General features: G+C 37.1%; 21 protein-coding genes and 1 pseudogene. 15 read left to right on the top strand and 7 right to left on the bottom strand.

What is annotated here, in order from left to right:
* Positions 1-18: 18 nt before the first annotated feature.
* The 5 genes from HMJ38_RS25270 to HMJ38_RS03775 all read left to right on the top strand — a co-directional run bounded on the left by HMJ38_RS25270 (position 19) and on the right by HMJ38_RS03775 (position 6,789).
* The gene (locus tag HMJ38_RS25270) at positions 19-2,031 is read left to right on the top strand and encodes a DUF1998 domain-containing protein (RefSeq protein WP_228779872.1); all 2,013 of its coding nucleotides are present in this window, start codon (positions 19-21) and stop codon (positions 2,029-2,031) included.
* The gene (locus HMJ38_RS03790; RefSeq protein ID WP_194973044.1) at positions 2,028-4,130 is read left to right on the top strand and encodes a UvrD-helicase domain-containing protein; all 2,103 of its coding nucleotides are present in this window, start codon (positions 2,028-2,030) and stop codon (positions 4,128-4,130) included. Before HMJ38_RS25270 ends, HMJ38_RS03790 begins: the two co-directional genes overlap by 4 nt.
* Positions 4,131-4,365: 235 nt before the next feature.
* The gene (locus HMJ38_RS03785) at positions 4,366-4,704 is read left to right on the top strand and encodes an MIT C-terminal domain-containing protein (protein WP_194973043.1); all 339 of its coding nucleotides are present in this window, start codon (positions 4,366-4,368) and stop codon (positions 4,702-4,704) included.
* A gap of 20 nt (positions 4,705-4,724) precedes the next feature.
* Positions 4,725-6,050: a hypothetical protein gene (locus tag HMJ38_RS03780; RefSeq protein ID WP_194973042.1), complete on the top strand. Its 1,326-nt coding sequence runs from the start codon at positions 4,725-4,727 to the stop codon at positions 6,048-6,050.
* 430 nt (positions 6,051-6,480) lie between these two features.
* Positions 6,481-6,789 (top strand): hypothetical protein, encoded by a 309-nt coding sequence (locus HMJ38_RS03775; RefSeq protein WP_194973041.1) that lies wholly within the window; start codon positions 6,481-6,483, stop codon positions 6,787-6,789.
* A gap of 438 nt (positions 6,790-7,227) precedes the next feature.
* Here the strand turns inward: HMJ38_RS03775 and HMJ38_RS03770 are convergent, their stop codons facing one another.
* The 4 genes from HMJ38_RS03770 to HMJ38_RS25510 form a co-directional block, all read right to left on the bottom strand.
* Positions 7,228-7,617 (bottom strand): helix-turn-helix domain-containing protein, encoded by a 390-nt coding sequence (locus tag HMJ38_RS03770; protein ID WP_194973040.1) that lies wholly within the window; start codon positions 7,615-7,617, stop codon positions 7,228-7,230.
* A 15-nt stretch (positions 7,618-7,632) separates the two neighbouring features.
* A complete protein-coding gene (locus tag HMJ38_RS03765; RefSeq protein WP_317174492.1) occupies positions 7,633-7,731 on the bottom strand; it encodes a type II toxin-antitoxin system HigB family toxin in 99 nt (32 codons plus the stop codon).
* A gap of 90 nt (positions 7,732-7,821) precedes the next feature.
* Positions 7,822-8,052: a helix-turn-helix domain-containing protein gene (locus tag HMJ38_RS03760; protein WP_194973039.1), complete on the bottom strand. Its 231-nt coding sequence runs from the start codon at positions 8,050-8,052 to the stop codon at positions 7,822-7,824.
* 193 nt (positions 8,053-8,245) lie between these two features.
* Positions 8,246-8,374 carry a hypothetical protein gene (locus HMJ38_RS25510; RefSeq protein WP_262892868.1) on the bottom strand — a complete coding sequence of 43 codons (129 nt, stop codon included), beginning with the start codon at positions 8,372-8,374 and terminating at the stop codon, positions 8,246-8,248.
* 163 nt (positions 8,375-8,537) lie between these two features.
* On the opposite strand from HMJ38_RS25510, the gene HMJ38_RS03755 reads away from it, so the two are divergent.
* On the top strand, positions 8,538-9,677 hold the full coding sequence (locus HMJ38_RS03755) for a YncE family protein (protein ID WP_194973038.1): 1,140 nt from the start codon (positions 8,538-8,540) through the stop codon (positions 9,675-9,677).
* A gap of 63 nt (positions 9,678-9,740) precedes the next feature.
* Here HMJ38_RS03755 and HMJ38_RS03750 read toward each other — a convergent pair whose 3' ends face one another.
* Together HMJ38_RS03750 and HMJ38_RS03745 are read right to left on the bottom strand one after the other, a co-directional pair.
* Positions 9,741-10,049 carry a hypothetical protein gene (locus tag HMJ38_RS03750; protein ID WP_194973037.1) on the bottom strand — a complete coding sequence of 103 codons (309 nt, stop codon included), beginning with the start codon at positions 10,047-10,049 and terminating at the stop codon, positions 9,741-9,743.
* Position 10,050: 1 nt separating this feature from the next.
* Complete coding sequence (locus HMJ38_RS03745) at positions 10,051-10,221, bottom strand: hypothetical protein (protein ID WP_194973036.1); 171 nt, start codon at positions 10,219-10,221, stop codon at positions 10,051-10,053.
* Positions 10,222-10,464: 243 nt separating this feature from the next.
* Between HMJ38_RS03745 and HMJ38_RS03740 the strand changes: the two genes are divergently transcribed.
* From HMJ38_RS03740 to HMJ38_RS03720, 5 genes are all read left to right on the top strand, one after another.
* Complete coding sequence (locus HMJ38_RS03740; protein ID WP_194973035.1) at positions 10,465-11,472, top strand: DNA topoisomerase IB; 1,008 nt, start codon at positions 10,465-10,467, stop codon at positions 11,470-11,472.
* Positions 11,473-11,729: 257 nt separating this feature from the next.
* Entirely contained in the window at positions 11,730-12,578 is an 849-nt protein-coding gene (locus tag HMJ38_RS03735) for an SDR family oxidoreductase (protein WP_194973034.1), read from the top strand.
* 46 nt (positions 12,579-12,624) lie between these two features.
* Entirely contained in the window at positions 12,625-13,656 is a 1,032-nt protein-coding gene (gene sbnA, locus HMJ38_RS03730; RefSeq protein WP_194973033.1) for a 2,3-diaminopropionate biosynthesis protein SbnA, read from the top strand.
* Positions 13,625-15,505, top strand: coding sequence for an FAD/NAD(P)-binding protein (locus HMJ38_RS03725; RefSeq protein ID WP_194973032.1), 1,881 nt, complete (start codon positions 13,625-13,627; stop codon positions 15,503-15,505). Before sbnA ends, HMJ38_RS03725 begins: the two co-directional genes overlap by 32 nt.
* On the top strand, positions 15,453-16,892 hold the full coding sequence (locus HMJ38_RS03720; RefSeq protein WP_194973031.1) for a type III PLP-dependent enzyme domain-containing protein: 1,440 nt from the start codon (positions 15,453-15,455) through the stop codon (positions 16,890-16,892). Before HMJ38_RS03725 ends, HMJ38_RS03720 begins: the two co-directional genes overlap by 53 nt.
* A 165-nt stretch (positions 16,893-17,057) precedes the next feature.
* Here HMJ38_RS03720 and HMJ38_RS03715 read toward each other — a convergent pair whose 3' ends face one another.
* A complete protein-coding gene (locus HMJ38_RS03715; protein ID WP_194973030.1) occupies positions 17,058-17,264 on the bottom strand; it encodes a hypothetical protein in 207 nt (68 codons plus the stop codon).
* A 517-nt stretch (positions 17,265-17,781) separates the two neighbouring features.
* On the opposite strand from HMJ38_RS03715, the gene HMJ38_RS25265 reads away from it, so the two are divergent.
* The 4 genes and pseudogenes from HMJ38_RS25265 (at position 17,782) to HMJ38_RS03700 (ending at position 19,798) form a co-directional block, all read left to right on the top strand.
* Positions 17,782-18,249, top strand: a complete 468-nt coding sequence (locus HMJ38_RS25265) for a phage integrase N-terminal SAM-like domain-containing protein (protein WP_228779871.1) — start codon at positions 17,782-17,784, stop codon at positions 18,247-18,249.
* Positions 18,213-18,902 (top strand): annotated as a pseudogene (locus HMJ38_RS25260) (tyrosine-type recombinase/integrase). The gene HMJ38_RS25265 and the pseudogene HMJ38_RS25260 overlap by 37 nt, the downstream one beginning before the upstream one ends.
* A gap of 78 nt (positions 18,903-18,980) precedes the next feature.
* Positions 18,981-19,280 (top strand): DUF4160 domain-containing protein, encoded by a 300-nt coding sequence (locus HMJ38_RS03705; protein ID WP_228779870.1) that lies wholly within the window; start codon positions 18,981-18,983, stop codon positions 19,278-19,280.
* Entirely contained in the window at positions 19,277-19,798 is a 522-nt protein-coding gene (locus HMJ38_RS03700) for a helix-turn-helix domain-containing protein (protein ID WP_194973029.1), read from the top strand. Before HMJ38_RS03705 ends, HMJ38_RS03700 begins: the two co-directional genes overlap by 4 nt.
* Positions 19,799-20,070 lie beyond the last annotated feature (272 nt).

The raw sequence follows: 20,070 nt of genomic DNA, 5'->3' as shown, positions 1-20,070 counted from the left end.
TCTGCAGGAGCGTGGGCAATGAAGGAAATTCCATTTGGGATTGAATTCGTCAAAAACGTAACCATTACAGATGCCAATCTTGGAAGGCAGGGACTTATTGATGCCAGAAAAGTTAAAATCAATAATACCGAAGTTCCTGCCCATGGATTTGTCACCTGTAGATATTGTGGAAAATCAACTTCTAATTTACGGGAAAAAGATTACAGGTATCATTATGGGTATTGTAAGTATAAAGACAAGGAATACGTAGGGAAATCTGATGAGGTTTATGCCGAAGTGTTCCTTTTTCGGGAAGTCAAGACTGAGGTATTGAAAATCTTATTGCCTGTTCAGGACTTTAACTCAGAGGCAGAGATCAAAATGTTCCAAGCTGGGATTGAGTTGGGTTTGAAAAAGTATTTCAATGGAAATCCCCAGCATATTGCCATTTCTGAATATAGGGAATTCAATCACCATACGGGTAAGTTTGATCGGTATTTGGTGCTATATGACACTGTTCCCGGAGGTACAGGTTATTTGGAGAAACTATTTGACTTTTCTAATTTCAGTGAATTACTCCGTTTAGCATATCAAGAAATCAAAAATTGTTCCTGTCAGCATCACGGAAAAGATGGCTGCTATAGGTGCATTTATTCTTACAGCAATCAATATTATCAGTCTGATTTGAGCAGGGAGCGTGCAGAAAAACGTTTTGCTGAAATTGTTCAGAAATCGGAAAGCTGGGAATCTGTTCCTCAAGGATTGGGCAAAATTACTGCAAGTGGTCAAATTGAAGAGTCTGAATTGGAGGATAGGTTTGTAAGAAGTTTGAAGATTCTTGCAGATAATAAAGAAGAATGGACATTTGAAGATATCAAGGAAGAGGGTCTTGTCAGTTATATTCTCAGGTATAAAAATGAACTTTCATCCTTGACCTACCATATAAGACCTCAGGTAGTTCTTGGCCCTCAATATGGAATTCAATTTATCACCAGAACCGATTTTCTTTTTGTATGTACATCAGCAAGCTTTAATGGAAAAGTATTGTATGAATTGGATATGGTTCCTCGAATTGCTGTTTATTTGGATGGCTTCCAATATCACGCCTCTGAAGAAAATAATAGGTTTGTGAATGATTTGGAAAAGCGAAAAGGCATAATTGAAAATCCCCAATATCTTACCTGGACTTTAACTTGGGAAGATGTAGAGAAATTTGATTCCGGATTTCTTGGAGATAATGAAATCCGTAAATCAGAAGACTTTCTCTTTCAACTATCTAAAACAGATGGTTTTAAAGAAACCCGAAACAAAATGCTTGGGAAATTTGGTGCAAATGACCCTATCAAAGTTTATGAGGCAAGGAATAATTTCGAAAGATTCTTGCGATTATTGAAATTCCCTATCAAAAATCATGAGGGTTTTAGATACACTTGGGGATTGAACTTGGTCACATTTCATCAAAAATTATTTTCACCAAGCTACCATCCCGATCAGCTTCAAAAGGCATTCTTTGAAGAAGAATATTGGGATCAGTATGCTTTGGATCAAAGAACCCAAGATGCATTAATTCCTTTCGAAGGTGTACCCAAATCATCCCTTTTTGAAATGAAAGCCATGATCCATCTCAAAAAGTGGCAGATCTTTTACCATTATAAAATCAGGTCTTCTGAGCAAATTGATAAAGAAGAATGGAATAACTTCTGGGTTCTATTTAACATGCTCCAATTTGCGGAGTTTGTGCAAGAGACCACTGGGTTGGTGAAAGAGGAATCAGGCTACAACCTTGAACAGCTATTAGGAAATTTCCCGGATGAAGTCTATCATGAAGTTTTGGCAAAACTTTACACCAAAGGGTATTTGAAAAGCGAAGAAGATGAGATTAGGTTATATACTGCTCTTGACGACCAAGGAAATACCTTGGCTGAAGCAGAGTTAATCATTGACCATTTAAAATTGGTAATCGGACCTATCGATGAGCAAAGCACTAAGTATTTTGAAAATATTGGCTACCGGATTGAATCTCAAGAGGAATTAAAAAATAAAGAGATATGAAATTATTGTTTTATGATAAGTTTTTTGACTCCCTGATCGAACTGCCGAAAGGCATCCAGAAAAAAGTGATTGAATTTCAGAAGAAATTCCGGGAAAATTCAAAGTCTACAGCCATTCATCTGGAACCTATTCAGGGCTTCAAGGACAATTCCTTAAGATCCGCAAGAGTGGACCAAACCTACCGGGCAATCATCAAAGTACCTGAATCAGGAGAAACCTATTACCTACTTTGGGTTGACCATCACGATAAGGCTTATGAATGGGCCACCAACAAGGTGTTTCAATGGAACGAAAATACCCAAAGCATGCAGGTATTTACCGCACCGGAAGTATTGGAAGAGCAAAGTGAAATTCCGGTAGAACCTAAACTAACTGCAATTCAGGGATTATTCAGCGATTATGAAGATCCTGAATTGATGAAAATTGGTGTTCCGGAAGTGTTGCTGCCTTCAATAAGGGGGATCCAAAATCTGGATGATTTGGAAAAACTTGAAAAATTTATTCCTCAGGATACTTTTGAACACCTCTTTTACCTCTCAGACGGAGCTGCAATTGAACAATTGATTTTTGAAATTGAAGAGGGTAAAGCAAGTTCCGTTAGTGAAGAAGAACAGATCAGAAGTATCAATAATCAACGAAGCTTCATTGAACTTACCGATGATGATTTGTTCAATGATATTTTAGAAGGGAACCTAAAAAAATGGAAATATTATCTTCACCCTTCTCAGAGAAAATTAGTGACAAGTTCATTTACGGGGACAGTTAAAGTTTCTGGAGGCGCGGGTACAGGAAAGACAGTAGCTGCTCTTCACAGGATGAAATACCTTGCTGAAACCAGACAATCAGGTGAAAAAATCCTTTTCACTACTTTCACAAAAGCACTAACTGAAAATTTGAAAGGCTTAGCAAATGACCTTGAAATTGACCTCTCAGGAATAACAATTTCAAATATAGATGCCATGGCCTTCGATTTGGTTAAACAGTTTCTATTGATTCCAAATCATTATAAGGTTTTTGGATTACACAACATTAAGAAGCCTGAAGAGATCTGGGAAGAAGTATTAGGCACGATATTGACTTCTTTTGACCCGGAATTTTTGATAAAAGAATATACGGATATCATTCTGTATCATGACGTTAAGAATCTTGTGGAGTACCTGAAAGCCCCTCGAACAGGCAGAGGAAAAGCGATAAGTAGGACACAAAGAAAAGAGATCTGGTCCTTGGTTGAAAAATATAATGGTGCCAAGGCTGAGTACAGTTATTACCACAAAGAGGAACTGTATAACCTGTTGGTCGATTTTCTCAAAAGCCATAACACCAAAGTTTATGACTATGCTTTGGTAGATGAGTTACAGGATTTTTCGAATGTAGAACTTAGAGTAGTTAGGGCACTTGTAAGTGAAAAACCGAATGATCTTTTCCTGGTTGGTGACCCACTTCAGAAGATCTACGACAAACGAATAAATTTCACACAAGCAGGAATCAACATAAGAGGGAAGCGAAGCAGAAGGTTAAGAATCAATTACAGAACAACAGAGGAAATCAAGAAGCTCGCAATATCAATTGTTAATGACGAGCACTATGATGATTTTGATGGTCAGGAGGAAGAAAAAGGAGGCTATGTATCTTTGTTTCATGGCCAACATCCACAATACAAAATCTTCCATTCCAAGGATCAGGAGGTTGATTATGTATTGCAAGAAGTAGGTTTATTGTTAGAAGGAGGATATAAGCCGGAAGAAATTGCCATAACATCAAGAACAAAAAATGGACTTAAGGACATTAAGTCAAAACTCCATCTTGTGAATCTACCCTACACGGAGTATGAAAATGGAAACAAAGTTGGACATCAAAATGGAATCAACCTTCTGACATTTCATAATATTAAGGGACTTGAATTCAAACAGGTTTTCTTGGTAGATGTCAATAACAGAACCTGTCCCAGGTATTTTGAAGAATTAAAAAACTGGTCAGAATCTGAAAAGCTGAGCTACTTTAAAAATGAAAAATCCCTGCTGTATGTGGCAGTCTCAAGAGCAATCCAAAGGGTTTCTATTACAGGTATTGGGAGTAAGTCTGAGTTGGTGAGGATTTGAAATGGGTGATTAATCTGCGGGCATATAATTGATGCTCTCCAATTGGGAAAACTCTTCTTTACAAAGTGTTGGCTGCAATAGGGAGATACTGCATATACAAAGCTTGAAGAGAAAATTGGAAGAGTCATAGGCAGCCTTATTTAAGACAGAGGGAATTTTCACTGTTCTCCTAAAAAGGCAGTCAAAAAGTTCGGAGAAAAGTTCGGAGAAAAGTTCGGAGAAAGATTCTCTCCAATTGGAAAAGTATGTCCCGCTAATTAAAGAAAAGGCAGCTTTCAAAATAAATAAAAGCCAATGGGAGAATATTGTAACTTTGAACAATCCGGACTATATGGAGGACTCTCTTTCCAATTTCCAGGATTTACAGGAAAGTGTTGCTGATCTTGGAATCCACTTAACTTATGAGTTTTCGGATATCCATGACAGATCCATCATGGCAGATAATGGATGGAAAATCAGTCTTGGACGAGGGCTTGATATTTTTGACCGGATTGAAGGAAAGTTCAATGCAGCAGACCTCGACCAGGAAAAACGGAAATGCAAGGCTTGTGATATTACTTATTTGAGGATTTGAGGGATTTTGTTTAACAACTTATGCGTAGAGAGTTAATCATAAAAATTGATAACAAGGAAGTCCATCTGAGTCCAACCCTGGCTATTCCTATTGGTGAAACAAATATCCCTATAGAACATTTTAAATTTCGTTCACATAATGAAATATATTGGAATGTTGAATTGATTGAATATAACCATGATACAAGGTGCTGGAAAATGAAAGTTTTGGACTATTTTATCAAACATACTGAAAGTTTTGAAGGCCAAAAATACGCAGAGCAGATCGATCGAATAGCATTTGAAAAATTTGATTGGCTAAATTTTGAGCAGCTTCTGACCAGCTATTCAAAGATAAACTTAATAAGTATATTGGATAATCATGATGTGGATAGATTTTATAGGGAAAGCGCAAAGCAATCTAAAAAAGATGATTACCATCAATTAGACTTCCATCAACAAAAAAAGGATGATCATGATTTCATGGAAGATGATGATTTAGATCCCAATTTCTATTCATTAAATTTTGAATTTAAGGTTGACTTTTCTGATGCAGAATTTAAGGATGGTTATGTAACATTCACTAAAAAGATAACTAAAATTCCAGAAAATGTTGAATTCAATGTCAAAAATGAGTTCCTACTTGCTGAGTTTGAAAGTATAAAGTCATGGTTTTCTAAGAAATTAAAAACTAAAAAATTCAGGGTTAATGCTATTATCAAAATATCTTATGGTAAGGTTTTCGAAACAACAGCAACCTCACCGGAAATTTCGAAGATTGATGCAGAATTAGTTGATAGCATCAAATATGATCGAACAATTGCTTTGACCAAAGAACCAAATTCATTTGACAGAGATAAATCACTTTTCACATTGGATGAAATTTTTGGTGAAATCAAATCAAATGATGTTGAAGGAAATGTTTTCAAACAGAGCGATGATGATATATTAGGTCTCTTGCTTAAAAACCACAAAACAAGAAACAAGAAGCAACTTGAGTACTTAGCTGGCAGAAAACAGTCGGAAAACAGCAAGCTAAAGTTTACCCTTCATCCTAACTTCGGCTTTCTATTTTTGATTGAAGGGAAAGAAAATAACCATTTTGTATGGGAGCTTCTCAACTCTCATGCAACGTATATATGGAGTATTGAAAAATCTGAACTGGATATAGAATTACAATTTAAGAGAATTGAAGCATCAATAAATACAATTAGAGATGGTGGACGTGAACTATATAAAAAAGCATATAGAAACAAAGATATTGACAATGACCTTGGATTTTCTACCATAGACCACGATGATATTTCCTTAAACTTTGCTGAAGGATTTATTAAATGGAAACATAAACTTAAGGAGGGGATAATTTGAAGATTTTCATTGAAATCGAAGGCAATGATTGAAAACCATAAACCTATAGCATATCATCATATTTATAAATAGTTTTTTGGATAGATACCAGTTATTATTTAAATCATATACTAAAAAGACGTAAAGAGTTTGTTTGTCGGGACTAATACTTCAGACTCTAAACTAAGATTTTATATTTTTAAAAAAAATCATATATTTAAAAGTCTAATAGTATAAATACCCTCAAATTAAATTTAAATAACCACTACTAAAAAATTATGACATCAATTTTTGTAAAGATTATAAACTGGTTAATCCACTTATGGAGTGGATTTGATGATGACACTAAAAAAAATATAAAAGAGCATCTCCAAGATATTTTAAAAGACATGTTTGAAAAGATATTTGAAAAATTTTATGATTATTATAAATCCAAAACCGCTTAATTTATATGGGACAAAAATTCGAATTAAATAAAGAGGTATCTTTTAAATTATTTTTAGAAGAAAACCCAGATCTTTTAAAATTTAGTAAAAAAAATATTTCAACAATTACTAACTTATTTCCTCCTTCTATAAAAAATGATAATGCACTTCGAGATGAAAAAATAGAGGAGATAAAGAATTTGGCAACATCAGATTCTTTTATCACAACTATAAGTGAAAACATAGGACTTCCTTTAGAAAATGAAACAAAAGAGGAGTTTGTTAAGAGAAGCCTTAATATGATTCAAGGGAAAATAGAAAATCTTTTGAAATAACTGAAATCATTGTTTGACTGTCTTTTGCCAAAATCAATTCCTGATTGGTTCAGAACTGTACTTAAAAATCTGTAGAGAATTACCTAAAGTACCAAGGGTTCGAATCCCCGAATTACCATTCATCACAGATTTATTGAAAATTTACCGTGAGGGAAAATCGAGACCTCGGAAAAATTACAAAAATAAATATTTGATTTAGAGTGAGTTATAGCGATTATTCGAATCCCTCCTCCTCTGCTCAAAAAGGCTGAAGAAATTCAGCCTTTTTTCATTTTTAGTCATCGGAAATAACCTATCAACTTATAAATACAGAAATTTAAACCTCCAAGGTCTCCAATTTTTCGCAAAATCCTTCTTCTTACATCACATGTTCCGGTGTTTTGGGAATAGTCACTTTACTCAGTATAAGGACTAATGGATACCAAAGATAACTTAGACTCAATTTACCATCTCTTGCTTACCATTGAGTTTATAAGGTTGGATTAACACTTCTACCGGGAGTCCTAGAAGCTCGCTGAGGTTTCTGATCATATCTATGGTCAAAGTTCGCTTGCGATTGAGAACAAGGCTGACAGTGGTCTTATTTCCAATAGCCTGAATTAGGTCTTTGTCCTTTAATCCTTTCATTTCCATGGCTTCCTTGACAGCTGTGATCGGTTCGGGCAAAGCAATAGGATAGTGTTCCTTTTCATACTTTTCAACAAGGGTGACCAAGAGTTCTGCTTCCATCCCTTCAGGACTATCTGGATTCGCATCAAATATTGAGGAAAGCCTCTTTAAAGCTTTTTCATATTCTTGCTCTGTGGTGATGATTTTATCCCATTTCATATCTACGATTGTATTTTACGATTTAAATTGCTCAACTGTATTTGCATCAACTTTATCATATTCGGCATGTGTTCCGATGAATTTGATAAATACCCATTGTCTGATATAGCTGATCTGAACTCAGGATTGGCTATAGAAACGTTTAGTAAATCTTATTGATATTCCCCATCGTCAGTTTCAGTAAGCATTCCTGCCAGCGTGTCTTTATAATAAATCTCCGCTTGTCTCATCGTTCAAAATTTTACTGTTTATAGGAACCAGTTCGTGGCCAAACATCCGGAGCACCAGGTTGACCTTATCCAGGTTGAGATTGGTCTTTCCTTGTTCTATCTTTCTGATTACCGTCAAGGCTACCCCAGAGCGTTCGGCAAACTCCTCCTGAGTCATTCCTGTCTCCTTTCTCTTTTCTTTTACAAACTCCGAAAGTCTTTTCATTATATTCTTTTAGATATAAACAATACCAAATATATTAAATTATATGTAAAAAAATATAATAAATGTTTTGAAACTGATTTTATATGTATTTAGATATAGCTGTTGGTAAATGACGTCTGTCCAAAGGTCTGCTCAAAAAGTAGCATAATATTATTTAAGATAAAGGAGATGAGCCATGGATTCCTTGTTGAAGTTAATTTACGATATTTGCTTCCCGAAGCTCGTCTGCTAAAATATGTAATGCTTTTTCTATCTTCTTAGCTTGTTCTAGAGATGGATTTTTAACACCAGCAGCATACTGCCTTAACAAGGTCGCATTCATGCCTGCATATTTGGCTTTACCCTTAAAGGGTGGAAATAACCGAAAGATTTTATCATGATTTCGTCGCAATATCTGCCTGTTTTTAAGCCGGATTTTTCTAACACTTCCAAATGTTTATCTTTATTCATTATCTTACTCCTCCCCTGTTCCAAAACAAAATATCATGAAGCCCAATAAAACCAAAGCCATTGTCAGCGTTGCCCTATTAATCTTTTTCTCCGTCGCATGGATGCCCTATCAGGTCGAAAATACCGATCCGGAAATCCAATCTCCTGAATCAGGAAGGTATCTGTATGTGGCAGTCCCGGGAATTCGGAATTATTTGGGTTATGGGGGTCATGGGATTTTGGTTTTTGACATGGACAATGGTCATCAGTTTGTCAAAAGAATTAAAACCCAAGGATTACTTCCCAACGGCAAGCCTTCCAATGTCAAAGGGGTAGCTGTCAGCGTGACCCTCAACAGCATTTATGTCAGCACGCTCCAAACACTCCAACGCATTGACCTGACTTCGGAAAAGGTGCTATGGGAGAAAACCTATGATGGCGGCGCGGATCGGATGGCGATATCTCCTGATGGCAAAACCATGTATTTACCTTCCTTAGAAAAGTCTTTTTGGAATGTAGTGGATTGCGAAACAGGTGAAATCATCAAAAAAATTGAAGTGCATCAGCGGGCACACAATACCCTTTATGGCTCTTCTGGAAAGCATGCCTACTTGGCTGATATTGCATCGCCCTATTTACATGTAACTAATACGGAGGACCATTCCATCATTAAAAAAGTGGGGCCCTTTAGCAATGGCATCCGGCCTTTTACCATTGACAGCCAAGAAAAACTGGTTTTTGCAAATGTGGATGACTTGTTGGGCTTTGAAGTGGGTGACCTGAATACAGGGGAAGTACTTCAAAGTATTGTGGTGGAAGGTTGGGAAAAAGGCCCGGTTCGGAGACATGGAAATCCTAGTCATGGCATTGGTCTCACCCCAAATGAAAAAGAACTATGGGTCAGTGATGGCCACAACATGCGGATGCATGTATTCAGTGCAACACCGCCCTACCAGCAACTCACGACCATTCCGCTTCAGGATATACCGGGTTGGATTACTTTTAGTATGGACGGAAAATATGCTTATCCTTCAAGCGGTGAAGTAATCGATGTGGAAACCAGAAATATTCTTTTGACCCTCAAAGATGAATACCACAATTATGTAGCGAGCGAAAAAATGGTGGAGATCCATTTCAGCAAGCATCAGGTGACCAAAGCCGGAGATCAATTTGGAATTGGGAGGGCTGTAAAGTAATCCATGATTGTGATTTTGATCCTTTTTATTGGATTAAATAGTAATTTCTAAAAGATAATTTTTTTATTTTTTGCCATCAGGTCTCTTTTTAGACTTGTCTTTATCATCAAAATATACACCATCTGATTCCATATCTGAAATGGTACGCTTGATGGTGCTTTTAAACTTTTCTCTGGTTTTTTCAGGAATTTCATCATCATCAAAAAAGGAACTGAGCACATTAAATAATGCCGCTCTGGTAAAGCCGGATGCCTTTTCAAATTCGTAGGGTTCATCCTCCATTTTGTTAAATTCCTTTAGAGAAGTAGCTATAAAAACTACAAAAGAAACAACAACAAGTATTGTTAATATAATTATGTCTACATTTTCCATTTTACCTTTTCATATTAAATATTATTAAAAAGCCCAAAATGGTCGGGCACCATAAACCAATGAAAATGGCTTTTAACGGCTCTTTTTGAATGACAAAATAATATTCTGATACTCCGATCAGGACTACTACCAAGACCATTAATACTATTTCAGATTTTTTAAACTTCTTCATGAATTTCAATATTTTTTTTTAAATATGTAGTTTGTTGGTAAAGAAATCAGTGATGTTAATCAAGGAATAGTCGGATCAATTTTCTGACTTGATGTAACCATAACTCAGGTAGCAGCAGAAAGTTTTAAGTATTTGATTTTATGTCAGTTGCATTAATGTTTTTGATCTTCGCTCTTTCGGATAAAAAATTTCATTCATAAGTGTTGCTGAAATTTGGCTTAAATGTTGCAAATCAATTCAATAATGAAATCTACTTATAGATATTATAGCGAGGAAGATTCTCTCTGCTTCAAGCGTGTAAGAAAGGGTCGAGGTTTTGCCTACTTGGATGAAAAGGGAGAGAAGATTGGCGATAAGCATAAATTAAACCGGATCAAAAGTTTGGTCATTCCTCCGATGTGGAATGATGTGAGCATCTGTAGGTTTGATGATGGTCATATTCAGGCGACAGGTAGGGATTTGAAAGGTAGAAAACAATACATCTATCATGCCGAGTGGGAAAAAAGTCGTCAGGAAGAAAAATTTGAGCGGATGGCCCAATTTGGGAAGGCACTTCCAAAAATCAGAAAAAGGGTTCAGAAAGATTTAAAAATACAGAGTTGGCCAAAGCGAAAAATTCTTGCTTTGATGGTTACCATCCTCGATGAAACCGGTATCCGAATTGGGAATAAACAATACGAAAGGGATAATCAAACTTATGGGTTAACTACACTTCGCCGTAAACATATGGTCGTGGAGGGAGGTACTCTTTCTCTTTCCTTCAAAGGAAAAAGCAATAAAGAGCGGGAGGTGACTATTGAAGACAAAGCCATTATGCGACATATCAAAAAGGTTGCAGAATTGCCCGGTTACGAACTTTTCAAGTATGTTGATCCAAATGGTCAAATTAATCGGGTAGATAGTTATGATGTTCAAGAGTATATCAAGGAAAATATGGGTGAGGAGTTTACCAGCAAGGACTTCAGAACTTGGGTTGGAAGTAGGTTAGCCATTGAATTTTTCCCGGAAGCCCTTAATCATCAGCAGCAATTTCCCCGAAAAAAACTTGAAACCATTTTAATTCGCATGATTGCAGACGAATTGGGAAATACCCCAACTATCTGTAAAGGATATTATATTCATCCTCTTATTTTGGAAAAAGTGGATTTGGGGGAGTTGCCCTTAAAAAACCCCTTTCGGGAAACAAACTCGCCGACTTCACTGGATAAAGCTGAAAAATTATTATTGAAGCTATTGGAAAATAAGAAGTGAATTTAAATGTTTATACTTTTAATCTTTAAACTTACATAAGTTATAATTTTTACCATTTTATTATATAGCTGGAGTGGTATTTGTGTATATTTTTTAGTGCGACGGAGTATTTAGAGAAGGGTTAGTGATAATTAAAAAAACCTGAACATTTCAAGTATTTGTTTATCCCCTTCTAAGTATAAAGAGGGATAATATACTTCCTTTCAGTTAAAAAATCACTTAAAAACCTCTTTGACAAAAACTTAAACAAAAATAAGATGAATCAACCAACAGAATTCCCCAAGCAAAGTCAACAATTGCCCGGTAAAGAACGGAAAATGAAACCCGAACCTGAAGTAATAAGAGCATCATACCTTGGCAGTGGAAAATTAAATGATAAGACCGTCGTAATCACAGGCGGAGATAGCGGAATTGGTCGTAGTGCTGCGGTCCATATGGCAAGAGAGGGTGCTGACATTGCTATCATGTATCTCAGCGAAGATAAGGATGCTGAGGACACAAAAATGATGGTTGAAAATGAGGGGCGTTCTTGTATTCTGGTCAAATGTGATATCAGAAACAGGTCATTTTGTAAGTCCGCAGCAAAGGAAATAATCAATTCTTTGGGAAAAGTAAATATATTGGTAAATAATGCAGCCATACAGCATCCAAAAGATTCAATCCTAGAGATAGGAGAAGAACAGCTAAAAGAAACATTTGAAACCAATATCTATTCATTTTTTTATTTGGCACAAGAGTTTTTGCCCCAGATGGGAGAAGGCGACTCAATCATCAATACAACTTCGGTTACGGCTTACCGTGGCAGTGAACATCTCGTCGATTATGCCAGTACCAAAGGTGCTATAGTGGCATTTACGAGATCTCTAGCTAAGAACTTGGCAGCAAAAGGAATCCGGGTAAACGCAGTTGCTCCAGGGCCGATATGGACTCCCTTAATCGTCGCGACTTTCGATGATATTGAAGATTTTGGTCAAGATACTCCCATGAAGCGTGCCGGTCAACCATCAGAAGTAGGACCTGCCTTTGTATTCTTAGGGTCAACGGACAGCAGTTACATGACAGGTCAAGTTTTACATATCAATGGTGGTGAAATCGTTGGCGGATAAGCCTCCTAAACGATCCTACCCACTCCCCTATTCTAACAAGTAAATAATGATATTGAACATAGAAAAACAAAGCCCAGAAAACCAAGTCATAGATGGTGTTTCTGCTTTAATTGGGAATACCGGACTGATTCGATTGTCCAAGCTCTTTCCTGACAAACAGGTCTATGGAAAATTGGAACTGATGAATCCTGCAGGAAGCATCAAAGACAGGACAGCGAAATTTATCATTGAGAAATCGCTGGAATTGGGGTTGATCGGTGAGAGCTCATTGATTGTTGAGAGTACTTCCGGCAATATGGGTGTGGGTCTTGCCCAAATCTGCCTGTACTACGGACTCAATCTCCGACTTGTCGTAGATCCATTTATCAATCAGCAAACACTGGAGTTATTGGAAACTTATGGAGCGAACATCGAAATGGTGGAGGAAGCAGATGCCTCCGGTTCATATTTGGGAACAAGGATCAAAAGGGTGGAGAAAATCTTGGCTGAAAATCCAAATGCATTCTGGACCCAACAATACGAAAATCCGTTAAATCCCCTCACCCATCATCAGACTGCCGAGGAAATTGTCAGTCAGTTGGGTGAAAGTCCTGATTATATTTTGGCTGCCACCAGCACTTGTGGTACATTAATGGGATTCGCAGAATACAATGATCAGATTGGCGGAAAAATGAAGATTGTTCCCGTGGATGCTTATGGCAGTATTATTTTTGGTGGAAAGGCTGAAAAAAGGGTTATTCCAGGTTTTGGAGCTTCAAAGACCTCAACCTTATTGAGGCCGGAGTTATTGGAGTCACCCATGTGGATGAAGGAATGGGAAAGTATAGTGGGTTGTAAAAAGCTTTTACAGCATGAAGCTATTCTAGCAGGAGGATCTACAGGAGCATTGGTTTCAGCGGTTGAAAAACTGAAAATGAATCCTGATGAAAAAGCCGTGATCATCATTTGTGATCGCGGAGAGCGCTACCTAGAGACAATTTATTCGGACGAATGGATCGAGGAAACCTTTGGAATTGAAATCCTCGAAAAAATAAACAGAAAAGTAAATGAAGGTCTGGAACTCGAGCAATTTAACTGATATCATCAATCAAAATAAAAGATTTTTAACAGATCACACTTGCGGTAGTTACCTACCGGAATCTGATTTCCGGGTAGCTATAGTTGGTGGTGGTCCAAAAGGTGTCTATGCCATAGAGCGACTGGCAAGTGTCTGGAATTGCAATCATCCTGGTAAAGATTTGGATATTGTTTGTTTCAATACCACTGCTGATTTTGGCAGTGGCCCAAATTATCAGACAGAACAGCCTGACTTTTTGCTGATGAATTATAACCTTGGAAAGGTTGATTTCTGGACTGATGAACAGGAACAGATAGTGGATGATCGGCTAGATCTTTTAGCATTTTTAAAAAGAAACAATAGATCTGAAGTGGAGGTTGAATCCTTTGATTATTGTTCACGTGCCGTGACAGGCATATATCTGCAATATTGTTTATGCAAACTCATTGAGGCACTTCCATCAAACATTCACTTGCATTTGATTGTGGATGAGGTGACATCTATTGAGGAAGATTCCGCTAATCTTTTGATAAATTCCAAAGTAGGAATTCATGAAGGTTTTTCAGAGGTCATATGCTGTACGGGTCATGCTTATAGTTTTGGAGAAGGGAGCAATTCCGCATATCAGGTTAAAAAATCGGATGAGATTCCTTCATCAATATTCCGATCTGTATATCCCATTCAAAAGTTACAGGAAAATAACTATTCTGGAAAAACTGTAGCCATCAAGGGATTGGGGTTGACTTTTGTGGATGCTGTTTTGGGTATAACCGAAGGTAAGGGGGGCGCATTTAAGCGCGAAAATACAAGTCTGACCTATTTGGCCTCAAAAAAGGAACCGAAGGAGATTTTTGCGTTTTCAAGGACCGGGTTACCAATGATTGCTAGGAAGGATGATTTAAGCAAAGGTGATTTTTCTTTAAGATTCTTCACAAAGGAAACTGTTGATCATTTATCTAACAAGCATGATAAACTTGATTTCAAATTACACTTACTGCCTTTTATTCAGCATGAGTTTAGATACCAATATGTTATACATCTTCTGGCATTTATTTCTGATAAAGTCAAACATTCAGAAAAAACTTTACTAGAGATGGAATTTTACGCTTCAGGCATTTTCCCTGACTTTACACCCTTCGATTTAGAGAAGTTTTTATCACCAACATTTCCCTCCAATGACTGGCACAATGCGGTAATTGACTATTTGGAAGAAACAATTTTTCCAGAACGATTTGATGAATTGCATCAAGCAAGAGTAGCCATGTCAGCATTGTGGCGTGAAATATATCCACTATTCAACAAGGTTTATGCTTTCGGAAAACTGACTGGGGAAAGTCAGCGCCATTTTGATTTGAACTATTTCAGCAGATTTCAGCGTGTAGCTTATGGTCCTCCAAAGGGAAATATGGAGAAAATACTCACCCTTGCAGCTGCAGACATTTTGAGATTTGACTTGGCTGCGAATCCCAAGATATCGATCCTAGACCAAGATTCATATGTAAAATTAAGCAATCAAGATAATCTCCTTTCCATAGCAGCTAGTTTATTCATCGATGCCAGAATTCCCAAATCCAAGGATCTTTCTACCCAGCCGGAATACATCAGGAAATTAATATTGAATATGGGGGCTGGTTTTTTCACAAATGGAGACTACAAAACCGGATCTATAGAAATGGATAAGGAGGGCCGATTGAAAAAGCAGAAGCAAATAAGTTTTTATGGCACACCCACAGAGGGTTGGACACTTGATAATGAAAGCCTCTCCAGGTCAAACAATAATTTTCTTTCACCCTGGGCTAAACGAATCGCACAAAATTATGTCAATATCAAAAACACCAAAATTAACGCCGATTATCCAACCTTGGATTAAGGACCTCACGAGTAACATTGAACTGATAAGCGGCTGGGTTGCCCGATACGGTTCTCCAATCAACCTGTTGCATCTCGATCCATTTCAAGAGAACTTTCTGAAATATGACAAAGTTTTTAACCGATATGGATTGAAAAGCAGTGTCTTTTTTGCCAGAAAAGCCAATAAATGTAAAAGCCTGGTGTGGGCAGCAAAAGAATTTGGTTTTGGAGTAGATACCGCAAGCTTGAATGAAATAAAAGATTGTATCGACGCTGGGTTAGATCCGGAAAAAATAACCGTAACAGCTGCTGTAAAAAACCGCGAGCTTCTTAGATATGTCATAGAACATCAAATCCCTGTAGTTCTTGACAATCATGACGAATGTGAGCTTTTGCATCAAATCCTAATTGAAGAAGATAAGACTTTGCGTGTTGGATTTCGATTGAGCGGATTTTGGCATGACGGAGAGAAATTATATTCTCGATTTGGCTTTGATGTGGATGAAGTGGTGAATTATGTTTCCGAAAATGTAACAGGGTCAGGTAAATACAATCGCTTCAAATATCATGGCTTGCACTTTCACTTAAATGGATACAGTCCAGAACAAAGGATTGATGCATTATCACAAACCATCAGTATAGCCGACAACCTTTCGAAGTCGGGTTTGGAGACATCATTTATTGATATGGGAGGCGGCATTTTAATGAATTATCTGGCCTCATCCACAGAATGGGAAACATTCCACCAAACACTCAGGGAAAGTATCCAACCTGCCAAAGATGAGATTACCTTCCAAAAGGATTTGCTGGGGATTATCAATATTGATGGTAGGTTAAGAGGTGAACCCAAGGTGTATCCATATTATAATGAATTATTTCAAGAGAAGTTTGTAGAGAAAATATTAACAGGTTTAAAGGATGGAATACCTCTTTATAAACATCTTAATCAAAGAAATATTGAACTAAGAATTGAACCGGGACGGTCTATGTTGGACCAAGTTGGAATTACCATAGCCAAGGTTGCTTTTAGAAAAACAGATTCACAAGGGAGACTTTTGGTTGGATTGGAAATGAACAGGACCCAGATGTTCAGTTCTAGCGCTGATTTTCTACTTGACCCTATTTTCCTACCTCAAAAGCCTATGGAAAAGGTACCTTGTGAAGTTTATTTTGTAGGTGCCTATTGTCTTGAACAAGAGCTTTTGTTGAAAAGGAAGATTTCACTCCGCCAGTATCCACAAATTGGGGATTTGGTTTGTTTTGTAAATACCGCAGGATATATGATGCACTTCTATGAAAGCGAAGCACACCTTTTTGACCTTGCCCAAAATCTAATTGTGGAAAATTTAAATACTTGGGAAGCTACGCCTGATGAGGAATTTTGGAAGAATCTTTGGATAGAATAAGAAGTACTTAGCTCAAATTAAAAAAAACCCGGAACTTTCATTCCGGGCTCTTTAAACTTCCTTTTGCAAGGATATTACTGTTCTCAAAAAATGGTTACTTCCAGAGAAAGTCCCCTTTGGGTGATTTTAAATGAGATGGATTATTTGAAAAAATGAAGATTGTAATCAGGCCATTTGCTTTTTATTCTGATAAGACATCCAATAAAAATAGAAAAAGCCTATTTGTGGAACCGCCAATAACAATACATTAGGCAGCATTGAGCCTGATGCACTTCCTATTTCGATTCCTTGCAACTTAAATACGGTAAGGATAGCCAAAACCGCAACCAACGCAAAAACATTCGCCAAAATCAATTTTGTCTTGTTTTTCATAATTATATAAAAGGTGATTAAAGGGTGATTAATCAAAACTTCTGCAACAATCTTGGGGCATTTTTTAAACATTTACCCTTCAATTGTTCCTCTAATATGAGACAAAAATCTTTATATCCAAAGTCGTCCCCCCCTTGCCTTCCTCATAAAATACGCCTGAAAATGAGTCAATTGTCACTTTTAAAATTATACAAAACAATTATTGCAGGTGGACAAAGAGAATATGTATTTGAACAAAAATTAAAATCAAAAAAAAAAAATTCAAAAAAGTGAAAATATTTTTTTCTCAGTGTCATTACAATCGATCAACTTATAATAAATGTGTAGTATCACTTTTTCAACGAAGCTTCTGATCGACCCTTTCGAGGTCGATGGTCCACACACGATTATTTTTACTATAAACATATGACATCAGGGTCGCCACTCGATGTTAGATGCCACAGGGAAGAAGGAGGCGACCGAAAGCTTTTGGTTTCAGCATTTTTTTTATTTTAGATAAATTTTTAACCGATTTTTTATGAAGAAGATTTTTATCAAAAATGGTACTATAGTTAAATCCCAGATGATTTTCCTAGAGTTTCTCTACGATTTTGAGCTGAAAGAACTGGTAAAGACATTTCCCGGAATGGATTGGAAAAAAGAACTCAAAGTATGGTACGTCCCCTACTCGGATAATAAGCTTAATGAACTGTTGGAATTTTTTAAGGGAAAGGTTTGGTTGGATTATTCCCAATTTAATAAAGTAGCCTTGCCAGTTGAAAAAATCAAGAATGATCTGAGTCCCCTTGATTCTGGGATAGGTGAGGAAATCATAAAATTTGAGCAATGGATGCGGAACAAAAGATATAGTGAAAGCAGCATCAAAACCTATCGGGATGCACTATCAGTATTTTTCAGATTTTTGGAAAATAAGCCGATTGCAGAAGTTGAAAGCTCAGATTTGGAAAAATTCAATACCGAATATATCATCGCAAAAGGGTATTAAGTTCCTATCAAAACCAGTTTGTCAACGCTGTCAAGTTATTTTTTTCAAACAGGAGAGGTATTAAAATCAATCCTGATATCATTTACAGACCCAAGAATGAAAAGAATTTACCGAACGTACTGAGTAAAGAAGAGGTTGGAAGGGTTTTAAATGCGCCAACCAATTTAAACCATCGAGTATTGTTGATGTTTCTATATGCATGCGGATTGAGGAGAGGAGAAGTACTGGCATTAAAATTCGAGCATATCCAAAGAGAGAGAGGTCTTGTACTTGTGAAAAATTCCAAAGGAAAAAAAGATAGGGTAGTGACTTTACCTGACTCTTTACTCAAAGCACTGGAATCGTATTAGAGAGCCTATAAACCTAAAGAGTATATTTTTGAAGGACAAAAGGGTGGCCGATATAGTGAAAAGAGCCTTGCAGAAGTTTTGAAGAATGCCGTTAAGAATGCGGGGATTAAAAAACCTGTTACCCCGCATTGGTTAAGGCATTCGTCTGCGACCCATTTACTGGAAAGAGGAACTGACCTGAGATATATCCAAGAACTCTTAGGTCATAATAGCAGCAGGACGACGGAAATCTACACTCATGTAAGCCAAAAGTCATTACAGCTGATCCGAAGCCCTTTAGAAGATTTGGATATAGGAAAATAAAAACCAGTCATATATACATATATTTGAAAAATTGGTCTGGATTTTCCAGACAGATAAGAGAATTGGCAATCATAATAATTGAAAAAACTACCCTGGAAATCAGAAAATAATGTTTTAAATTTGTTGTCTAAATGGATAACAATCATGCCGACAATAAAAACGATTGATAACATTAAGATTGACATTTACTCGCGAGAGCATCCACCGCCACACTTTCATGCCAAATTCTCTGAATATGAAGAGCTGATAGTAATTGAAACGTTGGAGACTTACGCAGGGAAAATGCCAAAAGTGCAAAGAAAAAAAGTGAATGATTGGGCGGCAGATAACAAACAATTCCTTATGGAGATTTTCAATAAATTAAATCCAAGGCCATGAGACAGAAAATTAAAATACCCAGAATAGTAAAAATCGAAAAGATTTCAGGATACAAAATCCAATGCATGTTCAATAACGGAGAGAGCCGAATACTGGACTTTGTAAAGATTTTTAAACAGTGGAATGTTACCGAGAGCGATTTTGAATACCCCTTACTTGACGAAAAAGAATTTGAAAAAGTAAAACTTAGAAACTTTACTCTGTCATGGCCGAACATTGAGATTAAAATAAAAGGAGAAAACGGGGAAGAATTAACCTTGCCATACGAAATAGGAGCTGATGTTCTTTACGAACTAAGTGACAGTATTAAAGAGCCATCAAAATACAGATACGGCAGACTGATAAGAAGTGCACGATTGAAAGCGGGTCTGACACAAGAGCAGTTAGCTATGAGAAGTGGAACAACCAGGTTTTACATTTCGAGAATAGAGAATGATAAGACTGACCTTGAGATGTCTACATTTCGGAAAATTGTAGAAGCAGGACTTGGAAAGAAACTGAAATTGACGATAGAATGAATTACGATTGCCAATCGAGTAGCCCGACCTGAGCCAATTGGCTCAGGTTGAGGCTCTCACACCACCGTACGTACGGATCTCGTATACGGCGGTTCGTAAAGCATAAGGCCGCCGCTCTTTACACCAGCAACCTCTTTCCGCTACTTTTAAGATAAGGCTATGCCGATAGCTATCGGCACTCCTTATCGAACCTGCCAGCCGGCAGGCTGGTTTTTACTTCACAATACAGCCTGCCCCGACTTCCTCGGGGTTCGGCCCTTCACCAACTCGTG

Origin of the sequence: Aquiflexum lacus (assembly GCF_015476655.1) — a bacterium.
Taxonomy (GTDB): domain Bacteria; phylum Bacteroidota; class Bacteroidia; order Cytophagales; family Cyclobacteriaceae; genus Aquiflexum; species Aquiflexum lacus.
This window is presented reverse-complemented; position numbering and strand designations above follow the sequence as displayed.

Excerpts from the sequence above, each read along its gene's own strand:
- HMJ38_RS25270 (WP_228779872.1), top strand. The coding sequence starts at position 19 with ATGAAGGAAATTCCATTTGGGATTGAATTCGTCAAAAACGTAACCATT.
- HMJ38_RS03790 (WP_194973044.1), top strand. The coding sequence starts at position 2,028 with ATGAAATTATTGTTTTATGATAAGTTTTTTGACTCCCTGATCGAACTG.
- HMJ38_RS03780 (WP_194973042.1), top strand. The coding sequence starts at position 4,725 with ATGCGTAGAGAGTTAATCATAAAAATTGATAACAAGGAAGTCCATCTG.
- HMJ38_RS03775 (WP_194973041.1), top strand. The coding sequence starts at position 6,481 with ATGGGACAAAAATTCGAATTAAATAAAGAGGTATCTTTTAAATTATTT.
- HMJ38_RS03770 (WP_194973040.1), bottom strand. The coding sequence starts at position 7,617 with ATGAAATGGGATAAAATCATCACCACAGAGCAAGAATATGAAAAAGCT.
- HMJ38_RS03760 (WP_194973039.1), bottom strand. The coding sequence starts at position 8,052 with ATGAAAAGACTTTCGGAGTTTGTAAAAGAAAAGAGAAAGGAGACAGGA.
- HMJ38_RS25510 (WP_262892868.1), bottom strand. The coding sequence starts at position 8,374 with ATGAATGCGACCTTGTTAAGGCAGTATGCTGCTGGTGTTAAAAATCCA.
- HMJ38_RS03755 (WP_194973038.1), top strand. The coding sequence starts at position 8,538 with ATGAAGCCCAATAAAACCAAAGCCATTGTCAGCGTTGCCCTATTAATC.
- HMJ38_RS03750 (WP_194973037.1), bottom strand. The coding sequence starts at position 10,049 with ATGGAAAATGTAGACATAATTATATTAACAATACTTGTTGTTGTTTCT.
- HMJ38_RS03745 (WP_194973036.1), bottom strand. The coding sequence starts at position 10,221 with ATGAAGAAGTTTAAAAAATCTGAAATAGTATTAATGGTCTTGGTAGTA.
- HMJ38_RS03740 (WP_194973035.1), top strand. The coding sequence starts at position 10,465 with ATGAAATCTACTTATAGATATTATAGCGAGGAAGATTCTCTCTGCTTC.
- HMJ38_RS03735 (WP_194973034.1), top strand. The coding sequence starts at position 11,730 with ATGAATCAACCAACAGAATTCCCCAAGCAAAGTCAACAATTGCCCGGT.
- sbnA (WP_194973033.1), top strand. The coding sequence starts at position 12,625 with ATGATATTGAACATAGAAAAACAAAGCCCAGAAAACCAAGTCATAGAT.
- HMJ38_RS03725 (WP_194973032.1), top strand. The coding sequence starts at position 13,625 with ATGAAGGTCTGGAACTCGAGCAATTTAACTGATATCATCAATCAAAAT.
- HMJ38_RS03720 (WP_194973031.1), top strand. The coding sequence starts at position 15,453 with ATGTCAATATCAAAAACACCAAAATTAACGCCGATTATCCAACCTTGG.
- HMJ38_RS03715 (WP_194973030.1), bottom strand. The coding sequence starts at position 17,264 with ATGAAAAACAAGACAAAATTGATTTTGGCGAATGTTTTTGCGTTGGTT.
- HMJ38_RS25265 (WP_228779871.1), top strand. The coding sequence starts at position 17,782 with ATGAAGAAGATTTTTATCAAAAATGGTACTATAGTTAAATCCCAGATG.
- HMJ38_RS03700 (WP_194973029.1), top strand. The coding sequence starts at position 19,277 with ATGAGACAGAAAATTAAAATACCCAGAATAGTAAAAATCGAAAAGATT.